This window comes from Pseudomonas sp. GW821-FHT09C10, assembly GCF_059418085.1.
The window spans coordinates 45,156-65,116 of record NZ_JBWKPE010000001.1 but is presented as its reverse complement, the minus strand read 5'-3'; the positions used below and the strand labels follow the sequence as shown (position 1 = coordinate 65,116).

Annotated in this window: 24 protein-coding genes; 1 reads left to right on the top strand and 23 read right to left on the bottom strand. The window is 58.5% G+C overall.

Features of this window, described 5'->3' with window-relative positions:
- Nucleotides 1–813: 813 nt before the first annotated feature.
- A complete protein-coding gene (locus AC07OT_RS00245) occupies nucleotides 814–1,590 on the top strand; it encodes a hypothetical protein (RefSeq protein ID WP_495107067.1) in 777 nt (258 codons plus the stop codon).
- Between the two features lie 54 nt (nucleotides 1,591–1,644).
- Here the strand turns inward: AC07OT_RS00245 and AC07OT_RS00240 are convergent, their stop codons facing one another.
- The 23 genes from AC07OT_RS00240 to AC07OT_RS00130 all read right to left on the bottom strand — a co-directional run bounded on the left by AC07OT_RS00240 (nucleotide 1,645) and on the right by AC07OT_RS00130 (nucleotide 19,955).
- On the bottom strand, nucleotides 1,645–2,349 hold the full coding sequence (locus AC07OT_RS00240; RefSeq protein WP_281112273.1) for a sigma-70 family RNA polymerase sigma factor: 705 nt from the start codon (nucleotides 2,347–2,349) through the stop codon (nucleotides 1,645–1,647).
- Nucleotides 2,350–2,367: 18 nt separating this feature from the next.
- Complete coding sequence (gene fliP / locus AC07OT_RS00235; RefSeq protein ID WP_495107510.1) at nucleotides 2,368–3,090, bottom strand: flagellar type III secretion system pore protein FliP; 723 nt, start codon at nucleotides 3,088–3,090, stop codon at nucleotides 2,368–2,370.
- Nucleotides 3,091–3,427: 337 nt separating this feature from the next.
- Complete coding sequence (locus tag AC07OT_RS00230) at nucleotides 3,428–3,733, bottom strand: FliM/FliN family flagellar motor switch protein (RefSeq protein ID WP_150675513.1); 306 nt, start codon at nucleotides 3,731–3,733, stop codon at nucleotides 3,428–3,430.
- Nucleotide 3,734: 1 nt separating this feature from the next.
- Nucleotides 3,735–4,490, bottom strand: a complete 756-nt coding sequence (locus AC07OT_RS00225; RefSeq protein ID WP_495107066.1) for a FliM/FliN family flagellar motor C-terminal domain-containing protein — start codon at nucleotides 4,488–4,490, stop codon at nucleotides 3,735–3,737.
- Between the two features lie 3 nt (nucleotides 4,491–4,493).
- A complete protein-coding gene (gene flgF, locus AC07OT_RS00220) occupies nucleotides 4,494–5,672 on the bottom strand; it encodes a flagellar basal-body rod protein FlgF (RefSeq protein ID WP_495107065.1) in 1,179 nt (392 codons plus the stop codon).
- Complete coding sequence (locus AC07OT_RS00215) at nucleotides 5,672–6,094, bottom strand: flagellar hook assembly protein FlgD (protein WP_150675510.1); 423 nt, start codon at nucleotides 6,092–6,094, stop codon at nucleotides 5,672–5,674. The genes flgF and AC07OT_RS00215 overlap by 1 nt, the downstream gene beginning before the upstream one ends.
- Complete coding sequence (locus tag AC07OT_RS00210) at nucleotides 6,084–6,815, bottom strand: hypothetical protein (protein WP_495107064.1); 732 nt, start codon at nucleotides 6,813–6,815, stop codon at nucleotides 6,084–6,086. The genes AC07OT_RS00215 and AC07OT_RS00210 overlap by 11 nt, the downstream gene beginning before the upstream one ends.
- A complete protein-coding gene (locus AC07OT_RS00205; RefSeq protein ID WP_495107063.1) occupies nucleotides 6,805–7,266 on the bottom strand; it encodes a hypothetical protein in 462 nt (153 codons plus the stop codon). Before AC07OT_RS00205 ends, AC07OT_RS00210 begins: the two co-directional genes overlap by 11 nt.
- A complete protein-coding gene (locus AC07OT_RS00200; protein WP_495107062.1) occupies nucleotides 7,256–8,602 on the bottom strand; it encodes a FliI/YscN family ATPase in 1,347 nt (448 codons plus the stop codon). Before AC07OT_RS00200 ends, AC07OT_RS00205 begins: the two co-directional genes overlap by 11 nt.
- Complete coding sequence (locus AC07OT_RS00195; RefSeq protein ID WP_495107061.1) at nucleotides 8,586–9,308, bottom strand: FliH/SctL family protein; 723 nt, start codon at nucleotides 9,306–9,308, stop codon at nucleotides 8,586–8,588. Before AC07OT_RS00195 ends, AC07OT_RS00200 begins: the two co-directional genes overlap by 17 nt.
- Nucleotides 9,298–9,744 (bottom strand): hypothetical protein, encoded by a 447-nt coding sequence (locus AC07OT_RS00190; protein ID WP_495107060.1) that lies wholly within the window; start codon nucleotides 9,742–9,744, stop codon nucleotides 9,298–9,300. Before AC07OT_RS00190 ends, AC07OT_RS00195 begins: the two co-directional genes overlap by 11 nt.
- Before the next feature lie 3 nt (nucleotides 9,745–9,747).
- On the bottom strand, nucleotides 9,748–11,112 hold the full coding sequence (gene fliF, locus AC07OT_RS00185; RefSeq protein WP_495107059.1) for a flagellar basal-body MS-ring/collar protein FliF: 1,365 nt from the start codon (nucleotides 11,110–11,112) through the stop codon (nucleotides 9,748–9,750).
- 18 nt (nucleotides 11,113–11,130) lie between these two features.
- Complete coding sequence (gene fliE / locus AC07OT_RS00180; protein ID WP_150675503.1) at nucleotides 11,131–11,436, bottom strand: flagellar hook-basal body complex protein FliE; 306 nt, start codon at nucleotides 11,434–11,436, stop codon at nucleotides 11,131–11,133.
- A 1-nt stretch (nucleotide 11,437) separates the two neighbouring features.
- The gene (locus AC07OT_RS00175; protein ID WP_495107058.1) at nucleotides 11,438–11,833 is read right to left on the bottom strand and encodes a flagellar basal body rod protein FlgC; all 396 of its coding nucleotides are present in this window, start codon (nucleotides 11,831–11,833) and stop codon (nucleotides 11,438–11,440) included.
- Nucleotides 11,834–11,835: 2 nt separating this feature from the next.
- On the bottom strand, nucleotides 11,836–12,213 hold the full coding sequence (locus tag AC07OT_RS00170; RefSeq protein ID WP_281112261.1) for a hypothetical protein: 378 nt from the start codon (nucleotides 12,211–12,213) through the stop codon (nucleotides 11,836–11,838).
- 9 nt (nucleotides 12,214–12,222) lie between these two features.
- Nucleotides 12,223–13,332, bottom strand: coding sequence for a flagellar basal body P-ring protein FlgI (locus AC07OT_RS00165; RefSeq protein ID WP_495107057.1), 1,110 nt, complete (start codon nucleotides 13,330–13,332; stop codon nucleotides 12,223–12,225).
- The gene (locus tag AC07OT_RS00160; RefSeq protein ID WP_186626050.1) at nucleotides 13,329–13,898 is read right to left on the bottom strand and encodes a flagellar basal body L-ring protein FlgH; all 570 of its coding nucleotides are present in this window, start codon (nucleotides 13,896–13,898) and stop codon (nucleotides 13,329–13,331) included. Before AC07OT_RS00160 ends, AC07OT_RS00165 begins: the two co-directional genes overlap by 4 nt.
- Complete coding sequence (flgA, locus tag AC07OT_RS00155) at nucleotides 13,885–14,583, bottom strand: flagellar basal body P-ring formation chaperone FlgA (RefSeq protein WP_353631290.1); 699 nt, start codon at nucleotides 14,581–14,583, stop codon at nucleotides 13,885–13,887. The genes AC07OT_RS00160 and flgA overlap by 14 nt, the downstream gene beginning before the upstream one ends.
- Nucleotides 14,583–15,356: a flagellar hook-basal body protein gene (locus AC07OT_RS00150; protein WP_495107056.1), complete on the bottom strand. Its 774-nt coding sequence runs from the start codon at nucleotides 15,354–15,356 to the stop codon at nucleotides 14,583–14,585. Before AC07OT_RS00150 ends, flgA begins: the two co-directional genes overlap by 1 nt.
- 15 nt (nucleotides 15,357–15,371) lie before the next feature.
- A complete protein-coding gene (locus AC07OT_RS00145; RefSeq protein ID WP_495102555.1) occupies nucleotides 15,372–16,082 on the bottom strand; it encodes a flagellar hook-basal body protein in 711 nt (236 codons plus the stop codon).
- Complete coding sequence (locus AC07OT_RS00140; RefSeq protein WP_495107055.1) at nucleotides 16,079–18,160, bottom strand: flagellar biosynthesis protein FlhA; 2,082 nt, start codon at nucleotides 18,158–18,160, stop codon at nucleotides 16,079–16,081. The genes AC07OT_RS00145 and AC07OT_RS00140 overlap by 4 nt, the downstream gene beginning before the upstream one ends.
- On the bottom strand, nucleotides 18,157–19,230 hold the full coding sequence (locus tag AC07OT_RS00135) for an EscU/YscU/HrcU family type III secretion system export apparatus switch protein (RefSeq protein ID WP_495107054.1): 1,074 nt from the start codon (nucleotides 19,228–19,230) through the stop codon (nucleotides 18,157–18,159). Before AC07OT_RS00135 ends, AC07OT_RS00140 begins: the two co-directional genes overlap by 4 nt.
- Complete coding sequence (locus AC07OT_RS00130; RefSeq protein ID WP_495107053.1) at nucleotides 19,227–19,955, bottom strand: flagellar biosynthetic protein FliR; 729 nt, start codon at nucleotides 19,953–19,955, stop codon at nucleotides 19,227–19,229. Before AC07OT_RS00130 ends, AC07OT_RS00135 begins: the two co-directional genes overlap by 4 nt.
- Nucleotides 19,956–19,961 lie beyond the last annotated feature (6 nt).

Sequence of the window (19,961 nt, the reverse complement as noted above, 5' to 3'; positions counted from 1 at the left end):
ATCGACTCATTACCCATGCCCTCTTCCGAACAAGCAAGGGTTTGCCAGATACGGGTTGCTCATCCAGTATACGGAGGCGCACTGAATACCAGCCACGGCCACCGAGGTCCGTGTCAGAAATCGCCATTCGCGATCGCTCGCACACCCGGTGCGAGCGGGGGCAAATCTGGGGGCATATTTTAGATTTTTTGAGCTGAAAATATTGTCCTAGAGCCCTGTCAAAATGTTTTTTGGGGGATGGCTCGTAACGAGGTTCATGTTGCGCTGGAAGTGGTTTCCCCATCAGCGAAAAGGCGTCGCGCTACGTTTGCTTGCAGCGGCCGAAGCGGCGTGCAAAACGCCCTAGCTGTTTGTGTCGACTGCTGTTTGTGTCGACTAATGCGGGGAACATCGCTTCACAGGCATTCATTACAAAGGCGGGTTTTGTATCAAGCGGGCAGATCGCGAACCTTGATGAACACGATCCTGAATGGGTGTATGTGAAATTCGTACGATGATCACGACCTGCCCCGAACGGAGGTTGTTGGTTTGACCCGTCCTAAAAGGTGCTTATCGCTACTGTGTCCCCGGCGTTCTGCCGACCGAACATCAAATCAGAATCCTCTGCAACTCGTCGAAAAGGCGAGTGACGACAGAATCTAAATTACTGTATATATATACAAGGTTACCCATAGTGACCGCTGACGGTGTATTCGATCCGGATCAAAGGAAGCACCACTACGCGGCAGGACAAATGGCTGTAGGACGGCGGTCATACGCCTCGGCACATTTCGACCCGCACTCACGCACGAACCTTACTTAAGGATGAGTATTATGAACGATGATTTGAAGCAGTCAGGCTCTACCACTACCTCGCAGAGCACCACCTCCCTGGAGCAGGTCAAAACCGGCCGGGTCTTGGATTTCACTTGGGCGCCTAACGCCAATACTACGACCACCATCGTCTCGGCAGACTTTCTCGACTACCGGGTCGATACCTCCCAAGGCAACCCTACGGGAGACTGCCACTCAATAGCACGGTTAACCTATGCCCAGGGCAAAGGTGGCGGCCAGATCAGCGCATTGTTTCTTGAAGAGATGCGTGCAGGTGTACGCGACAACACCCAGATCGGGCAGATGGTCGGACGCAAATGGGTTCTAGACCCTAGCGCAGAGGTCTCCGGTAGCATCGGCACCTATGTTGTTGAGCAATTCGATGACATGCGCACCAGTGTCAATTATGTCGGCGCCTTCGCCCGTGTCTTTGCCGACCCCAGGATGGTCAGTTACCACGCCGGCGGCCACGTGCACACGAATGTTTCGATCACTGGCAGCAGAGCCCTGACCATGGCGGATTCAGGTAAGTCGATTCTGGTTATCAGCAACACTGACGTCACACTTACGGTAAGTGACGATGTGACTGAAGGATTCAAGGCCACTCTCATTCAAGCGGCCGCCGGCAAGATCAACATCTCAGCATCGAGCAGCCACACGATCTACAGCAACGCTGGGAACCGTACACGCACGCTTAACCCGCTGGATGAGCTGGAAATCAGTACATTCCCGTGCGGCCCGCTGTTCCTTGCCTTCCGGGTCAGACCTACCGCCTGACGATCTGCAGCGCGCTGGCTAAGGATCCTCTTAAGGCCAGCGCCACATTGATGTTCACCACCGCACCCCGCCCATGAAATGCTCATGACTTTGCCGCACACGCTTCAACGCTTGAGCATGCAACTGTGAAATCCGCCCTTTCGAAAGGCCCATCAACTCACTGATCTCCGTGAAGCTCAAATGTTGATAGTAATGAGCGACGATCAACCGCTGCTCGTTGGGCGGCAGCTGTTTCACACACTCATTAAGGTGGTCATGGTTTTGCTCCACTTCATACACATTCAAAGGGTTACTGGCCTCAGGCTCATGATCAATGATGCCTGACTCCAAGAACAGTCCAAACGCTAATCCTATCGCGACGTTGGCAACGTGCTCCAGATCGCTCGCGCCTTCGTCCTCGCTGCCAGACAGGCTCACAAGACGGTCCTGGTACATTTTTCGGCTATCGCGTACGTAACACGCCAAGCCTTTGAGTACGTTGCCTTTCACATAGGGTTCGGCATAAGCCTGAAAACGGGTGTTCAACGCCGGATTAAATCGGTCGATGGCTTGCAGCAAGCCGATAGACGCCAGATTCACGTAGTCGTGCCACTCGGCGAGTGGGTGGGGATAACGCACGTAAAGCAAGCGCGTAATCATGCGCAACCACTGCCCGTAAAAGAAAAACAGATGACTGCGGGCATCGCTGGATTTTTCGCTCAGCCAAGCCTGCCAGAGCGAAAGCTCATCGGTTTTGTCAGCATCTTTTTCCGGTTCCATGGAGTGGGTCGACTCTGGCTAACCCAAACCACGCATCAATGTCTGGGCGATCAATCCCCAACCATCAATGAGCAAGAACAACATGATTTTCAACGGCAGTGAAATGGTGATGGGCGGCACCATGATCATCCCCAGGGACATCAAGATTGAGGCCACCACCAGGTCAATGATCAAAAATGGAAGGAAAATCATGAAGCCAATCTGGAAGGCGACCTTCAACTCGCTCAGCATGAAGGCTGGCACCAATTTGACTGGAGAGAGGCCGTCCGGGCTTGAGGGTAGCGGCGCCTTGGCAAGCTCGTAGATCAGCCGCAGATCAGACTCATGAGTCTGACGAACCATAAAGTCGCGAATCGGCACCCAGCCTTGCTGGGCGGCCCCCTCTAAACCGACCTTGCTGGCAAGAAACGGGCGGACACCAATGTCGTAGGTTTTTTCCAGGGTAGGCGCCATGGCAAACAAGGTCAGAAACATCGACAGCACGATCAACACGATATTCGGTGGCGTTTGCTGCAAGCCAAGCGCCTGGCGCGTCAGTGACAGCACCACAATATTTCGGGTGAAGGTGGTGAGGGCGATCACCATAAAGGGCACAAACGACAGTGCTGTCAGCAGCACCACAATGCTGACGGGCGACTGGATCTGATTGATGTGCAGGCTGCCCCACTCAGAAAAGTCGTCGGTGGCCAATGCCGTCAGAGGCAGTAACCCCAGGAGCAAAAGCGCAAGGCCTCGGATCATCACGATTGAAGATCCGGAGCGGGCGCAGAGGCAGATTGGCTGAGCACAGTCACCGTCGCACCGTTGGATGATTCCGTGACCAATACCTGGGTCCCCTCCGCACGCAAGAGATAGACCTTGGTTTTGGTCGATAGCCTCAGTGCTCGAGTACAGTTCAACTCCGTAGTCGGCGCACTTGCACTACCAGTTGCCTGACGCTTGGCGTACCAACGCATGACCAAGTACACAATGGCCAGCAATAAAGCCGTGACCAATAGCACCTTGATCATGAGTACAAACGATACCGGGTCGTCCTGGCGAAGCGGTAAGCCCATGGGCTGGGAAGTAATGTCCGTGGTCACAGTATTTCCGTCAACTGAATGCCAAAGTTGTCGTCGACGGCAACCAGGTTGCCACGCGCCACGGCCTTGCCATCCAGGCACAGCGACGCGGGTTCGTGGACTTGCTGCAAGAGCTTGACGATGTCCCCGCTCTTGAGCGCAAACAGTTCGTCGACACTCATCGACGCGTTGCCTAGCTCAACCACCAGTTCCACGACCACATGTTTGATCAGGTTCATGTCCCGCTTGATCAGCGCCGGCATGCTTTCATTGGCGACGTTTTTTGCCTCTTCCAACTCGATTGAATCGACTGTAGCTGTCACGCTAAAACTCCTTTGGCGATTGACCGGAAATCAGTTGTACGGCGAGATTGTCCTGCTGCCGGGCGAGGTATCCCGACGCGACTACACTCGTGCCGACCCGCAATTTCAAGGTTTGGGAAAGCAGTGCCTGAGCGCGCAAGGTGTCCCCCGGGTGCAGGTCGTTCATCTCGCCAATGGACAGGCTGGCGAGTGGCAATTGCAGCGACAGCTTGACCTTGGCCTTGCCCAGGGCATTTTCACGCGGGAACAGCGGCGGCTTGACCGCGTGTGGTCCCAGCGCGTTGTTCAACAACGCAGCGTCCAGCACGACATAGACCCGAAAAGACTCAACGCTGACGCGCAGTAGAATGTCGGTACTCATCGGTTTGCCGAGTGCTCTTGGCGGTGCCGCCAGCAATTCTGCGGCTGGCGCCTGGCCGATTGACGCCAAGACACCATTGACCAGTGCTCGCTGGGCGCCCTGAAGCAAATAGTCCGAGGTTTCGTCTGCAGGCAACTCCTGGGCGAATGCGCCAAACACCAGTGCCGTCCAGTCGCCCGCCACATACACCGCAGCACCTGCACTACCGGCCTTTAGCCACGTCAGAGGGTACGCGCGCTCCTGGTCAGCGGTATCAACACGCTCCAGGCACTCAATCTGCCAAGGTTTTCCCATCTGGCTGAAGCACCATTGCTCACGCCAGGCTTCCACCGCCGGTGGCAGTTTTTCTGTGGCTGCGCTCCAGCGGCTCTTGCCAATAAACCCCAACGCTCTCATCGATTACCCACCCCGAGTGCCGTTGTAGAGTTGCTCCAGCATTTCGTTGGAGACCGTCATAACCCGGGAGCTGGCCTGATAACCGCGCTGGATGATGAGGATGTCGCCGAACTCCTGCGCCAGGTCGACATTGGACAACTCAAGGTAACCGCCTTGGATACGGCCGAACTGAGCCTCACCTGCCCTGCCAAATTCGGCACGCAGGGTCGAGGGCGTCCTGTACTGCGAATTCGCGCCAGCAATCAGCGCTGTCTCGTCAGCAAAATCGGCCAGGGCCAACTGGCTACCGGTGCGTTTTTCGCCGTTGGCATAGGTAAATTGCAGAACGCCTTTCTCATCGAAGGCGTAACTGCTCAACCCCGCAATCGCACTGCCGTCGACCACACGAGCGCCCAAGGTGTGGCTCGGACCACTGGCCACCTGTGAGGCCAGGTTGAAACTGCCTGGCGTACCGAAATCCAACTGAATGCTCTGGGCGGCGCCGTTGGCGGTCAGGGTGAAGTTCAGCGTATTGGAGCCTGCCACGGGACTGCCGTCAGGACCAAAGGCAATGGTGCCGCTTTGCAGCAATGCGCCGCTGGCATCTGAAACACTGACTTTCCAGCTGTTGGGCGGTGTGGTTTGCGGCTCAAACTTGACACTCAACGTGTGGCTGGCGCCCGTCGCGTCAAACACCTGGATTGAGTTGATCTGGTGGGTGGAATCCGTAGGGCCGCTACGCGCCAAGGCACCTATCATCTCGATGCGGGTGGTGGCCTTAGGTGGCAACGTCCGCTGGCCCTTGATATTGATGTCGCGCAAGTTGCCCGCAGAGTCGATACCTGCCACTTTCAATTGGGTCACGGTGTCCACCAGATACCCGTCCTGGTCCACCTGGAACTGCCCGGCCCGTGTGTAAGACAGCTCACCGCGTACATCGCGCAGCACGAAGTAACCTGAACCGTTGACGGCAACGTTGGTGTTGTTGCCGGTCTGACGGTTTTCGCCGGGCTTGATCCGCACCTCGGTACCGGCGATGCCGGCGCCAAAGCTTTGTCCATTCTGGCCGTTGACGCTGCGGTAAAACGTGTCGCTACCGCGGTACCCAGGGGTGTTCATATTGGAAACGTTATTGGAAACGTTGTCCAAGCCCTTGGAAAAGGAAAACAGGCCACTCATTCCGTTATAGAAAGCTTGCAGCATCACGCCCCCTGCCTGACCAGTTTGATTTGCGAGAGACGCACGTCCGTAAGCACGGAGCCGTCGGCTTTTTTGATAGAGAGCACTGGTCCAGTCGAGGAAAACGCAATGGCTGATACCGAACCGATCACGCTACCTCCCGTGGTCATATTGATCTCCACCTGACGCCCCAGGAGCCCGAGAGACTGCGACGTCGCGCTCATCGACACCAAGTTATTGGTGTTTTCATTGGTGACGCGGGTCTGCTCAAGGTTGGCGAACTGCGCCATCTGGGCCAAAAATTCACGGTTGTTGATGGGTTCCAGAGGGTCCTGGAACGTCAACTCGGTGAGGAACAACTTGATAAAGTCCTCCTGGCCCAAGCGGCTTTGCGCCAGCTCCGAGGTGGTGGTACTCAGTTCGTTGCCGATCGCTTCAATGGCCATGGGAGTCGCCTGTTGAATGACGTGAGAGAGACGGGGCCTGCCACGCTGGCTGGCCATTGATCCAGATGCTTTCAGGGCGTACAGCCTGACGTGTCAGGTCTTGCACCAGGGCCCGCTGCTCCTCCGGGCCCAGGTGGTAGTCGCGAATGATCACTTCGATGCCTTTACCCCTTGGCAAAACCTGTACATGACGTTCTGGCCACTTTCTTATCAAGTAGGCCAGGGCCGGACCCGCACCGGGCACTTCATGGCCGGCATCCGCCAAGTTATCGCTGGCAAGGTGTACGGTTTTCTGCTCAAGGGCGCTGTGATCTTCAACTGAGGGTAATGGCCTTTGAAGCGGGAGGCCGCCTCCGGCTTGATAGAACGCACGTTCGTTATCAGCCGCAGCAACCCCGCGTTCAACATGTGTCGTCTGCTCAAATAATTGCGGCACATACGAAAGATGTTTTCCAGCACGAAGCCCGAGGCTATAGAGCTCCAACACGCCCCTCTCGGGTGTTTTCAAACTCGACTGAAGCAGGCGCTGAATATTGAGCAAACCAGCCTCCTGGGCCAGATGATCATCGGTTGGCGGCAACAATTGATCCGCCTTTGCCAGCAACGGCTCAACCCCCGCTCTCTGCGCAAATGTAGGCCCTTGGGGCTTGTTGTTACTGAGCGCTGGCGCCTGCGCGTCCGGCGGCGTAACCCACAGCGATACCCCGACGTTAAGCCCCATGACCCGCCCCTCGCGCCTGCTGCGCGTCAAAGATATCGATGGATTCCTGATCCCTCAGGTAGCACTGCAGGTCATGCAATACCGTGTTGAAGGCCTTTTGCGTCACCTGCACCTCAAGCGTGCGGCGCCCCAACAGCGTCCTGCATGCGCTTTCCTCGTCCTGTACCTCGCCCAAGGCCCGTACCCGAGACTTCAACGCAGCAAAACTCTGCGATTGGGCCAGTAGGCGCTGCTCGTATTGCGCCGGGTCCAACGCCACGCCTACGCGACCTTGCTGCTCAAACGACGATTGGAGTTGCGCATACCGCTGGTGCTCTTCCTCCAGCAGGCGTTCGGCGGTGCGCACACCGCGTAAACAGGCAGCGTGACTCAATGCAGCTTTTTCCCGTTGCAATGCTCGCAAGCGGGCCGCGGCCGCCAGTTGCCTGAGCTTGCGCTGTTCATCCTGCATGGGCGGCTCCTGCGGTCAGTTGTTGCGACAAGCGCCGCACGGTCTTCCAGGCGTCAGCCGTCAGTACATGTTCGTTCGAGCGCTGTTTGAGCAGTTCATCGAACTGTGGCTTAAGCATGATCATGCTATCCAGCAATGGGCTGGTGCCCTTCTCATAGGCTCCCAACTCAATCAGGTCCGCGCTGCTCTGGTAAGCCCCCATCCCCGCACGAAGATAATCGACCTGGGCTTTTTGCTCGTCGCTGCGCAGCGCATTGGCGAGGCGGCTGACACTGTGCAACACATCGATCGCAGGCCAATGGCCCCGCGCGGCGATGCTCCGGCTCAGGACGATGTGCCCGTCGAGAATGGCGCGCATATGGTCCGCTACCGGCTCATTCATATCGTCACCTTCCACCAGGACGGTATAAACGCCGGTGATCGAGCCTTGACCATTGAGGCCGCCGGCACGCTCCATTAGCGGTGGCAGGAGCGCAAACACCGAAGGGGTGTAGCCCCGGCTGCCCATTGGCTCCCCGGTGGACAAACCAATTTCACGCTGCGCCAGGGCAAAACGGGTGATCGAATCCATGATCAACAGCACATGCTGACCCTGGGCACGAAACCACTCAGCGATGGTGGTCGCCGTGTAGGCCGCCTGGCGCCGCAGCACCGCAGGTTGCTCAGCCGCAGCGGCGATGACTACGGCCCTTTTCAAGCCCTCGGGGCCCAGGCTTTCACGAATGAAATCGCCGACTTCCCGGCCGCGCTCACCAATCAGGGCGATGACAATCACATCAGCTTCCGCGTACTGACTCATCATCCCCAGCAGTGTGCTTTTGCCCACGCCGCTGCCCGCAAAAATCCCCACGCGCTGCCCACGCCCCAATGGCATAAATACGTCAACCGCCTTCACTCCAGTGACCAGCACCTGGCTGATAGGTGAGCGATGCAACGGATTGATGGGGGCAACAAAACGCGGCATCAGCACCAGACCCGATGGCACAGGTTTATCATCCAAAGGCTGGCAAGTGGCGTCCAGCACACGGCCCAATAGTCCCTGCCCCACTGGCACCCGATAAGCCTCACCACGGGCAATCACCTCACTGGCCAGGCACAACCCGTCTACCGGACCATAAGGCATGAGCAATACGCACTCACGGCGTAAACCGACCACTTCGGCAACGAGCGCGTCGCCCCCGGCCGCCGGCACAATGTCCACTAATTCGCCCAACTTCACATCCAGCCCGGTCGCCTGCAGTATCAGGCCCTGGATTGAAATCAAACGTCCCAGGCGCCGACACAGCTTCGTCCGTGCCAGCTCTGCTATCCGCTGATCTTCATACACCTGCCACATTGGCATCCCCCCTTTTATCGGGAGCTAATAGCGCTTTAAGGGCCGCAAGCTGTGTGTCCAAACCAGCGTCGAGTTGGCCAATGCCATGGTCGATCAGGCAACTGCCCGGTGTCGCTGCCGCGTCCGGCTGAAACAACGCCAGTAACGGATCGTCCTGCATGCAGGCCTGTAGCGTGGCGAAATCCAAAGCGGCGATGCGGATGCGCAGCGGTGCCTGCAATTGATACTCTTCAATCGCCTGCCGGGCCATATCGGCCACCAACGACCGACCGGGAGCATGCTGCCCCAGCAACCGCACGACCACTGCCAACGCCAACCGGCCAACCGCCGGTGTCATCGAGGCAATCATCTGCGAGCCTTGTTTCTCCAACTGGCTGGCCAGCTCGACCAGTTGCAATCGTTGAGACTCCAACGCTTCGCGCAACGCCGCTTCTTTCTTCAGCCAGGCCTGCTGCTGTTGAGCCAGCTCCGTGGCTGCCTGTTTGGCAAATTCAGTGCGAGCCTGAGCCAGGCCTGCGGCGTGGGATTGCTGGTGCAAATCGGCCAGTTCCTGCGCAAACGTCGCGCGCAGGACCTCCAGTGCCGGGGACGGAGTGACAACAGGATCGACGCTACCCGGCGGCCCCATAACCGGCAGGCGCCGCCCACCGGCCCCCAGCCCTGGCTGACGCAGCACGGTTTGCGGACCCGGCACCTTAGCGCTCATCCTGGCCTCCTGAGCGCGCCAGATACTCTTGCAGGCTGCTGACCAGTGCAGGCGGCATTGTGTGCTTTGCGAAAGCCGTGTCCCAACGCCTTATCGACGCACTGTTGGCCAATGAGCTCAACGCTTCACGCCGTTGTACGGGCGTTTCCAACTGCAAGACCAAGCCGGCCCAGAATGGGTGGCCGGCCTTGAGCAACCGTTCGTGGATAACATGGCTATGAGCACTTGCCTGGACCTGAGGCTGTGCCGCCAGTTCATTGATCAACCCAGCCATCACCGACGGTTCGCTGGCCAGCCCCAATTCGTTGATTTCGCTCAACAACGCGTCTATTTTTCGGCGTTCATCAACGGCTAAATTGGCCAGGATCCATTGACGATCATCAGCGTGCAGGCAGGCCAGGCGGATCGCAGCCTTGCGCAGTGGCGAAAACTCCATGGTTCAGCGGCCCTCCAGCAGCCAGCGACGCAAGTCGCCCAGCAATTGTTCACGCTCCATGGAAGACAGGCGGGGCAGGCTATTGGCGATGCGGGACTCACGCTTGCGGGTTGCCGTCCATAGCATCAACAGAATGATCGACAGCGCAGCAGCCAGTGCTGCAATCCCCCAACGCATCCATGGCACCGCAACGGCTGGTGGTGCCTGCGGATCGCCAGAGGACACCACCGGTGAGGTGGCGATATTGGTGGCGACGGGCTTCGCGGCAGTCGTGGCGGGCATGGGTGGGATATACGCGATCACCAGACGGTCGCCCCGCGCGGGATCAAGGCCCAAGGCCGCTTCCAGCAAGCCCTGGATTTCCTTGAGTTGAGCATTCGCTGACGGCGTGCTGAGTACGATGCCTACTGTGATCCGCTCGATCTTCCCCGTGGCATGTTCAGTTTCGGCGCGCTCTTTACCCACCTCGTAGTCCACTTCACGGTTATTTTGCGAGCGTTTTGAATTGCTTTCGCCTGTCGAGTTATCGGTGGACGCCGTGGTTTTTTCTCGGCGAATGGAGCGTTTGTCGGCAAGGGGTTGTTCGCTGATGGATTTGACCCGGTCAAAGTTCATCTGCACCCGCACGGAGACGTCGGCGCCATTGCTACCCAATGGGCGCAACAGCAACTGCTCGGCCTTTTGCTTCAGGGCCTGTTCAACCTGGGCCGTCAATTGCTGATGCTCGGGCGCCCCTGCTGCCCCGTCTGAACTACTCAAAACCAGACCGTCTTCATTCAGCACGGCGACGCGTTCCAGGGACATGCCCTCCACGGCAGAGGCCACTACTTGTTGAATGCCGCGTACGCGCTGAGGATTCAAGGCGCCTTGCAACCGCGGTCGGACAATCACCGAGGCCTTGGGCGGCTCTTCGGCTTGCTGGTAAAGGCTGGTTTTCTTGAACGTCAGGTGAACTCGGGCGTATTCAACTTCGGACATGCTCATGATTGAGCGCGCCAATTCACCTTCCATCGCCCGTTGATAGTTAATCTTCTGGCTGAACTCCGACATGCCGTAGTCGGCCTTGTCGAACAGCTCGAAACCCGTGCTGCTACGACTCGGTATTCCCGCTTGCGCAAGGTACATGCGCGCAGTGGCTGCCTCTTCTGTTGCAACTTCGATCACACCTTCCTTGGTGTTGATGCGATACGGCACCTGACGCTGGCTGAGAATCGCCAGGATTTCGGCTTGCGAGGCTTCGCTGGCGTCCTTGTACAGCGCCACATAGCTGGGCCGAAATACCCACCAGATGGATAACGCCAACAGCGCGATGATCAGCACCACGCCACCGAGGAATACGCTGGAACGACCGGTAAAAAGCTTCGACACGGGTTTATCTTCCATGGGTTAAATTTGCAACCGCGCCAATTCCTGGTAGGCATCTACCAGACGATTACGTACCTCGACCGCCAATTGAAGCGACAGCTTTGCCTGCTCCATCGCCATGACCAAGTCATGGGGCGCAACGTTTTCACCCACGGCATACGACGACAGCAAGGCTGTTGCCTGGTCGGTCTGCTCGTTCAGTTGTACGGCGCCCGATTTCAACTGGCCAAGAAAGTCAGCACCACTGACGTTATTCGTCTCAAAGGCCATCCCGTTTGCCGACGACAGCGCTGAGGTCAGTCCGATGGGGGTAATTGCTGCGCTCATGTCATTTCCCGATTTCGAAAGCTTTGAGCGTCATGGCTCGCAAGCTGTTGTAGGAGCGGATATTCGCCTCGTAAGCGCGGGTCGCCGAGACCAGGGTGGCCATCTCTCGGGCGGCTTCGATGTTGGGGTAGTGCACCATGCCGTTATGGTCGGCCATGGGGTGGCCGGGGTCCTGTACGACACGGGTTTCATTACCCTGATAGGCCTGAACCCGAGGAGCATGCAACCCCACCTGACTGGCAAAACTGACGGGCGGAGCTACCCGCAACAAGGGCGAATCCTGCCCTGGGCTGAGTGCGACATTGGCAATCGCCAGGTTGTAGCTGGCGACCTCAACCCGGGTGCGTTCATAGGCCATGCTGCCGCGAATCACTTCGCTGATATTGTCCAACGGCATGCTCAGCGCCCTCCCTTGATCGCCAATTGCATCAAGCCGAACTGGCGAGAAACGCCATCGGCCAACGCTTGATAGCGACCGCTCGCAGCCGACAACTCGGCTACCTCGGCGTCAGGAGAAAGCGGCGTGATCGGTGTGTAGTGCTGCAGGTAAGGCGCCAGCTCGCTGTCCTGCATCGCTCGCAGTGACTGCGCGAATAATTGGGCGTCACCCTGGGCGCCCCGCAAGGCCGCCAGCGGCTCATGGCTGTTTACCCGCATGGCCTGGCCGCCGGGAACGCTGGCCATGGCGATATTGTGCGCCGCGACCTTGGCCCGCAGATGCTCCAGGCTCATGGCGAAACGTACGGTCTCTACCGCTAGACTCATATCCGCAGACATCAGCGCTCCTTATTGAACAATCAGTTCGGCGTGCAAGGCGCCGGCTTGTTTAATAGCCTGCAACACGGTGATCACTTCACGGGTACTCAGACGCACCTTATTAAGTGCCTGCACCAGATCGCCAACCGTCGCGCCTTCTGCCAGCTTGACCGGACCATGTTGCTCCTCGGTCACATTCAGCTCGGTGTCCGGCACCACGACCGTGCCCACACTCGGACCGGTACGACCAATCCAGGACGGCTGGGACACCTGATACTTGGTGCTGATCACCACACTGAGTGAGCCCTGGGAAATGCTCACCTCACCCAAGCGCACATGCGCACCCGCCACGACCGTTCCCGTGCGCTCGTTGACCACAACGCGGGCGGCATAGTCAGGCGCCACGGATACGTTCTCGATGCGGGAAATCAATCGGGGCAAACCAGCCGCACTGCTCAGCGGAACTTCAACCTTCGCCGCATGCACGACTCGCACGCCGGGCAATCCCAGCTCACGTGTCAATGCGTCGGCAATACGCTGCGCAGTGGTGTAGTCAGGCTCGTTGAGTACCAGTACCAAGTTGCGCGCAACGGCATCATTTTCGGTAAAGACCGAGCGTTCAACGCTGGCACCTCGTGGAATGCGGCCTACCGTGGGGTGATTTTTCTGCACCGAGTTCTGGTTGGCTTCAAAGACATACCCCCCCACCGACATGGGGCCCTGAGCCAGGGCGTAGAGTTTTTCATCGGGCCCATACAACGGCGTCATCAGCAAGGTGCCACCCAACAAGCTACGCGCATCGCCCAGGGAGGAAACCTCGACATCCACCTTGTCACCCGTCTCGCTGAATGAGCGCAGGTTGCCGGTGACCATCACCGCCGCCGTGTTGCGCGCATTGAGATCCGAGTCCGCCACGTTCACATTGAAATTTTTCAGGGTATTGACCAGCGACTGGCGCGTGGCACGGTTGCGGTCGGTATCCCCCGTACCGGCCAGGCCCACCACCAGGCCGTAGCCGATAATTGCGTAATCACGCACGCCCTGGATGCGTGTCAGTTCCTTGATCCGTACATCGGCCCACCCCGCCGCCCCCCAAAGGCTGAGCAACAGGCCCAATAATCCCATCGTCAGCTGTTTCATAGGATTCGCAGCCACTTGAGGGTTCGGAAAACGATGCTTTGCTTCTGCGCATCGGTGATCACCCCATCGCCGACAATGTCGATTTGTGCATCGGCCAGCCGGTAGGACAACACGGTGTTGTTGTAGGCAATATCATCGGGGCGCACCAAACCACTGATACGCACCTGCTGCTTCTCATCATTGACGGTCACCAATTGCTCACCGCTGACCCGCAGCAAGCCTTCGGGCAGTTGGTCAATGATTCGCACCGACACATTAGTGCGGATCTGCCCGCTACGATTGGTCTGACCTTTGCCGCTGGAGTCGCCTTGCAGGCCCAGGCGGCCTTGATGGTTGTTGTTGTCCCATCCCAGGCGCGCAGAAATATCGGTACTGCTATCGGCCCCTGTCCCGGCGGCGCTTTGCGCCGAGGTCGATTCCACCACCAGAATCGTCAGGGTGTCCCCCACGTGGTAGCCACGGCGGTCGCCAGTGAGAGAGCGATAGCCATCGGGATTGATCAGGCTTTGCGCGCTGGCGCAAATCGGTAGCAGCACAACCAGCCAAAACGCCTTAGCGTTGAACATGGACTTCCCCTTTGCCGGCCACCACGGCCAACAGACTCGCCTGCGCACCGTTGACCAACACGGGGATAGGCTCACCCAGCACGCCGGGGCGCATCGCCTTGCCCTCGGTGCGCAGCATCAGGCCTGGGCCATAGACCACGACAGTGACGGTGGCATCACGTAGCACCAGCGGTTCGGCTTTCAAGTGCCGATTGAGAATCGGCATGCCGGCGTTGACCATTTGCCCCAACCACGCCCCCTCCAGGTTGCTGGCCAAATCGTCGGGGGATACTTGCGCGGCAACCACGTCCAGCCGCTCACGGCGTGGCTGGGTATCGCTCAGCGCCTGATCCGTGCGCCCATTGCGGCCATAAACCCAGGCCTGACCCCACGCCTGGACCTTGAACCAAACTGTCACTTGGCTGGCATGCGTCTGCCCGCATACCGTGCCTTTAAGTTCAACCGCAACGCGGCTGCGCAGGTGCGTCGACAACAACCGCACCCGTGGCGATGCCATAACCGGCAAGTCACCGATGGGCGTCAGTTGGATATCCAGTTGCTCGTTGGCGAATGCCGGGCGCACGCGCTCAGTGATGTACTGTGCCATCTGGCTGGGCGTTTGCCCTGATGCACACTCGAGCGCGTTTGCCTGGGCAACCCAAAGGCAACCGACGACGATAGCGACGCGGAAAATCTTCATACTCATCAGCGACGCAGGTTATTGATGGTTTCAAGTATCTGATCGCCGGCTTGAAGCAAGCGCGCGTTCATTTGGTAGGCACGTTGCGCCAGTACCAGGCTGCTCATCTCATCAATCAGGTTGACGTTGGACATCTCGACATACCCCTGCAACAGCACACCTTGGCCATCCCGGCCGGGTTCGGCGTAGATCGCTTCACCGCTGACTTGAGAGGGTCGGTACAGGCCATCGCTGAGCTTTTTCAGCCCCTCGGCACTGGCAAACTTCGCCAACTGCACTTGGCCGACGGTGATCACCTCTCCCGTCTCGACAACGGTCGCCTGCACCGCCCCGTCCTGTTTGATCACCAGATTGCGCGCATCAGGCGGCACTCGAAGGTCCGCTGTCAGGACCTGGCCGGTGTTCATCGCCAACTGTCCGTCGGTGTTCAAATGAAAGCGACCGGCACGGCTATAGGCCAATTCCCCCGTTGGCAATTCGACTTCAAAAAAACCATCGCCCTGGATGGCCAGATCCAACTCGTTACCGGTCTGGCGCACTGCGCCCGGACTGAACACCTGAGTGGGCTCCGACGCCTGGATGCCTGCACCGGACAGCAGATTTTCAGTCATGCCGCCGCCGTCATCCCGCGTGCCGACGTCGCGCACCATGTCATGGAAATTGACCTGGCTACGCTTGTAGCCAATCGTCTGCATGTTGGCCACGTTATTGGAAATACTGTCGATCCAGGCCTGATTCGCGGATAAGCCGGAACTGGCAATACTCAATGCATCAATCACACCCGCACTCCCTGGTCAGTCCTTGCCCAATTGATTGATCCCGCTGTTCAGCAAACCGTCGTAGGCCGACAAGGCGCGCTGCAGGGTTTCGACGTGTCGCGATACTTCCATCATTTTCACCATGTCGGTGCCCATGGCAGCGTTGGAGCGTTCTAAAAGGCCTTGATGCACCACGTACTGCGTGGCTGGCGTCCAGGCTACGTCTGCCGAGTAGAGCCCTGCGCCGCGGGAGACTAAATCGCTGGCATGTTCGATACGCACCAGATTGAGTTGCCCCACCGGCGTATCGTCCACGCTCACTTCACCTCGGCTGCTCACCTTCAGCACACCGCCAGCCACCTGAATAGGCCCACCCTGACCGAGCACCGGATGCCCTGCGTTACTCACCAGGAAACCCTGATTGTCGACTTTAAAACGGCCATCACGGGTCAATGCCGCACCGTTGGGGGTATTCACGGCAAACCAGGCATCACCAGACAACGCCAGATCGGTCACCCGCCCCGTGTATTGCAGAGCACCGCCATCGGTATTGATTGAGGTCTGGGTTTCCAGCCCATCGAGCCCGGCTGTGACGCCCGAGGCGGGTGCGCCCAAAGCCTGAACGCTGAATGCACGCCCGGCCTTGTAGCCGGTGGTGTTGGCATTGGCGACGTTCTGCGATACCTCCTTCAAGGTATCGATATCCCGCTGGATCACCCCGGCCAGTTGCATGATCATGTCGCTCATGCCGACTCCAGGCTGGGGAACCCAGGCAAATCAATCATTCCGGCGGATGTCACGCGAGCATGCTGGCCGACTTCGTTGACCGACAGCACAGCCATATGCGGCACCGCCCGCGACATGAATGCGCGCAATACCCGCCTTAGTGGCGCGGCACACAACAATACTGGCTGCTTGTTATCACCCAGCTGACGCTCGGCTTCACGAGCCACTGTGGTCACGAACCGTTCCAATTCCTGAGCTGGCAGCAATGGGCTTTGCTGGCCCTCACGCGGTCGGGATGCGGCAAGCATGTAGCCTTCCAGTTGAGGGGCGATGGTCAACACGTTGAGATCACCGTTTTTGTCCACCAGGCGCTCATACAGCGCAGCACCCAGCCGTTCACGTACACGCTCTGCCAGGTCTTCCGCACTCTTGTTAGTCCTCCCGGCATCCACCAGCACCTCAAGGATGGTCTCCAGGTTGCGCACCGGTACTTGTTCACGCAGGAGCAATTGCAAGACGCGCTGAATATCGGAATAACTGAGGACTTGGGGGATCAGCTCATCTACCAGGCTACCCAGCGCGGCACGCTTGCTTTCCACCAGGCGCTCGGTCTCCGCGCGAGTAAGAAAATCGGGAGCGTAGCGTCGGGCAAGTTCGGAGAGGTGGGTCAACAGCACGGTGTCCGGCTCAACCAGCGTATAGCCGCTCATTCGCGCCTGGTTGCGTAACGCTTGGTCTATCCAAAGGGCCTTGAGGCCATACGTAGGCTCCTTGGTTTCGCGCCCTTCCAGCGTCGCCGCCGCACCACCTGGGTTGATGGCCAGCAACTTGTCGAACTCCAACTCGCCGTTGGCCACTACCGCGCCCTGGACGCAGACCTGATAGGTGCCTGGCAGCAGTTTCTTCTCTGCGTGCACACTCAGTTGCGGCAGGGCAAAACCGTAATCCCGGGCGAACTGTTTGCGAAGATTGTCGATACGCAAGCTGAGTGTACTGGTGGCCGCCAAAACCTGTGCCGCCAAGTCATTGCTCAGGCGCAGTTCAAAGGCATCGCTGCTCATCAGCGCGTAGATATCATCCGAGGCTGTATCTGCCTGGGTCTGCGTCTCCTCTGACGCCGACTCGCCCTTGGCCTTGCGCTGCAACTGGCGGAATGAATAGCCAGCCGCCACGGCAAACGCCAGAAAGAGCATCAGCAACGGCACCAACGGCAGGCCCGGCATCATCGCCAGCAACAACGTGACGATCGCCACCACCACCAGTGTCTTGGGGTAGGCCGAGACCTGTCGACCCAGTTCCGGCCCCAGGCGTGCGTCGGTAGCGGCACGGGTAATGATGATGCCGGCGGCCACCGCAATGATCAGCGACGGAATCTGCGTGACGATACCGTCACCGACCGTCAACAGAGTGTAGTGGTGCAGTGCATCGCCCCAGCTCTGTCCCTTCTGCAAAATGCCCACCGACAGGCCGCCGATGATGTTGATCGCAATGATGACAATCCCGGCAATCGCATCGCCTTTGACGAACTTGGAAGCGCCATCCATTGCACCGTAGAAGTTCGATTCGCGCTCCAACTGACTGCGGCGCCGCTTGGCCTCATCCTGGTCGATGATGCCCATGTTCAGGTCGGCATCGATGCTCATCTGTTTGCCTGGCAGCGAGTCAAGGGTAAAGCGCGCGGCCACCTCCGCGACCCGTTGTGCGCCACTGGTGACCACCACGTATTGCACCACCACCAGAATCAGGAACACCACGAAGCCGATCACGTAATTGCCACCGACCACATGGGTGCCGATCGCGGCAATGACCTGCCCAGCATCACCGTCCGCGAGAATCAGCCGCGTCGCAGAGATGTTCAGTGCCAGGCGAAACAAGGTGGTCATCAGTAGCAGCGAAGGAAATGTCGAGAAGCTCAAGGGCTTGTCGATGTCGAAGGTCACCAGCAACACCAACAATGCGACAGCGAAGTTGGTCAGCAGCAACAGGTCGAGCAACCAGGTAGGAATCGGTGTGAACAGCACCAGCAAAATGCCGATTATGGCGACGGCTAACAGCAGGTCGCTGCTTTCCGAGAGTGCGCGTGTCCAGAATGGCTTCATGGGCTCAGCACCTTGTTGCCCGGCAGAGCAATCACCCAGCGATAGACGCGTGCCACATCGCTCTGTGTGATATCCGGAATCGCTGAATCGACCCGCGCCAGTGCGTGCAAGGTGCGCGCCAGCGGCGGACGGCGCAGGATCGGCACCTGGTGCTTGCGTGCCATCTGGCAGATACGCAAGGCATGAAAGCCACGCCCGATAGCCAGGACCCTGGGCGCAAGCATCGTTGCCGGACGGTATTGCAGGGCCACGGCGTAGTGGGTCGGGTTGGTGATGATGACATCGGCATCTTTGACCTGCCCCAGCGAGGACGCTTTTTTCAGCAGGTCCTGCTGGATGCCTTTGCGCTTGGAGCGAACCTCGGGATCACCTTCGCGGCGTTTGTGTTCATCCTTGGTCTCGCGCTTGCTCATGCGCATTTGCCGGCCAAACTCGCGGCGCGAATACCACACATCAAACAGCGCAGCGGCGGCCATGATCGACAACACGGTAAAGCCCAATTGCATCAGTAATTGCTTGCCGGCCAGGGGCAGTTCCATCGGAGAGACTGTCGCCATGCCCAACAGACGCGGTAATAGACTTTGGAATAGGTAATACAGCACCAGCGCAAACAGCCCGCCCTTGACCAGTACCTTGAGCAGCTCGACAAACATACGCCGCGAGAAAATGCGCTTGAGCCCCTGGATGGGGTTAAGCCGCTTGAAGTCGGGCTTGATCACAAAGGCCGAAAACACCGGCCCGCTGAACATCAGATTGGTCAATACGGCCACCAATACCAAGGCACCGATCAGTGGCACAAAGGCATACACCACCTGCCTCACACTGTAGGCTCCCTGCTCGCCCAGATAGCCAAAGCTGGTCCCCAGTTGTCCTGCATTGGCTAACCACCAATGGCTGTGGGCAGCGATCACACTGGCAAGCGGCGCAGCGATGGCCGAGAACACCATCAGGAACGTCAGGATCATGGCGAACGACAATAGGTCCGGGCTACGCGGCACCTGACCTTTCTTACGAGCCTCTTCGAGTTTGTAGGGGGTAGCCTCTTCACTCTTGTCCTGTTGATCGCTCATGGTGCACCTGCCGGGGACAGCGCGAAGCGCAACGCGTTTTCGATCAACAGCGGCACGCGCTGAACAATGATCGGCAGTGTCAGGATCAGGATAAATACGCCGACGCCGAGTTTGATCGGCAACGACAGGAAATAGACATTGGCCTGCGGCATCGAGCGAGAGAGCAGCGCAAAGGCAGTGTCGATCAACCACAGTCCAAGGATAACGGGCACAACGATCATGAACGCCAACAGAAATTGCTGGGTCAGAATGCCCATGACCGGCCCGGAGAAATTCATCAGAGAAACGCTGCCGGGAGGTACCACTACCAGTAGCAGACTGAAGACGCGCAGCAAGTCGTGATGCAGGTTCAACGTCACGAACAGGATGCCCAGGGTCCACACCAGCACTTCGGCGATTAGGCCGGTCATATTGGAAGTGCCCGGGTCGAACACCCCGGCGGCATTCAGGCCGATCTGGGTGTCGATGAGCTTACCTGCCATGTCCAGGCCGGCATGGGCGGCGTGAAACCCGAAGGCCATCAACGCCCCCAGCATCAACTCGCCGAGTACCGACGATAGGCTCAATGCAGGCATGCCAGTCACATTCAAAGAACTGGCCAGGACGGCCGATAAGACCAGCGCCAGCAACACCCGAACGGTCATGGGCAATCGCGAGAAAAATACAATAGGGGCGACAACGAGAAGCGGCGCCAGCCTCATGGAGATGAGGAGCAGATTGGCCATGTAGGG

Bases quoted from the DNA above. Each gene is read 5' to 3' on its own strand.
- AC07OT_RS00130 (WP_495107053.1), bottom strand. From the start codon at position 19,955: ATGGCCAATCTGCTCCTCATCTCCATGAGGCTGGCGCCGCTTCTCGTT.
- flgF (WP_495107065.1), bottom strand. From the start codon at position 5,672: ATGCTGCAAGCTTTCTATAACGGAATGAGTGGCCTGTTTTCCTTTTCC.
- AC07OT_RS00225 (WP_495107066.1), bottom strand. From the start codon at position 4,490: ATGAGAGCGTTGGGGTTTATTGGCAAGAGCCGCTGGAGCGCAGCCACA.
- AC07OT_RS00210 (WP_495107064.1), bottom strand. From the start codon at position 6,815: ATGGGGCTTAACGTCGGGGTATCGCTGTGGGTTACGCCGCCGGACGCG.
- fliP (WP_495107510.1), bottom strand. From the start codon at position 3,090: ATGATCCGAGGCCTTGCGCTTTTGCTCCTGGGGTTACTGCCTCTGACG.
- AC07OT_RS00195 (WP_495107061.1), bottom strand. From the start codon at position 9,308: ATGAGCGCTAAGGTGCCGGGTCCGCAAACCGTGCTGCGTCAGCCAGGG.
- flgA (WP_353631290.1), bottom strand. From the start codon at position 14,583: ATGAGTATGAAGATTTTCCGCGTCGCTATCGTCGTCGGTTGCCTTTGG.
- AC07OT_RS00140 (WP_495107055.1), bottom strand. From the start codon at position 18,160: ATGAAGCCATTCTGGACACGCGCACTCTCGGAAAGCAGCGACCTGCTG.
- AC07OT_RS00145 (WP_495102555.1), bottom strand. From the start codon at position 16,082: ATGAGCGACATGATCATGCAACTGGCCGGGGTGATCCAGCGGGATATC.
- AC07OT_RS00240 (WP_281112273.1), bottom strand. From the start codon at position 2,349: ATGGAACCGGAAAAAGATGCTGACAAAACCGATGAGCTTTCGCTCTGG.
- AC07OT_RS00135 (WP_495107054.1), bottom strand. From the start codon at position 19,230: ATGAGCGATCAACAGGACAAGAGTGAAGAGGCTACCCCCTACAAACTC.
- AC07OT_RS00215 (WP_150675510.1), bottom strand. From the start codon at position 6,094: ATGGCCATTGAAGCGATCGGCAACGAACTGAGTACCACCACCTCGGAG.
- AC07OT_RS00205 (WP_495107063.1), bottom strand. From the start codon at position 7,266: ATGCAGGATGAACAGCGCAAGCTCAGGCAACTGGCGGCCGCGGCCCGC.
- fliE (WP_150675503.1), bottom strand. From the start codon at position 11,436: ATGAGCGCAGCAATTACCCCCATCGGACTGACCTCAGCGCTGTCGTCG.
- AC07OT_RS00165 (WP_495107057.1), bottom strand. From the start codon at position 13,332: ATGAAACAGCTGACGATGGGATTATTGGGCCTGTTGCTCAGCCTTTGG.
- AC07OT_RS00200 (WP_495107062.1), bottom strand. From the start codon at position 8,602: ATGTGGCAGGTGTATGAAGATCAGCGGATAGCAGAGCTGGCACGGACG.
- AC07OT_RS00160 (WP_186626050.1), bottom strand. From the start codon at position 13,898: ATGTTCAACGCTAAGGCGTTTTGGCTGGTTGTGCTGCTACCGATTTGC.
- AC07OT_RS00170 (WP_281112261.1), bottom strand. From the start codon at position 12,213: ATGTCTGCGGATATGAGTCTAGCGGTAGAGACCGTACGTTTCGCCATG.
- AC07OT_RS00190 (WP_495107060.1), bottom strand. From the start codon at position 9,744: ATGGAGTTTTCGCCACTGCGCAAGGCTGCGATCCGCCTGGCCTGCCTG.
- AC07OT_RS00175 (WP_495107058.1), bottom strand. From the start codon at position 11,833: ATGCCGTTGGACAATATCAGCGAAGTGATTCGCGGCAGCATGGCCTAT.
- AC07OT_RS00245 (WP_495107067.1), top strand. From the start codon at position 814: ATGAACGATGATTTGAAGCAGTCAGGCTCTACCACTACCTCGCAGAGC.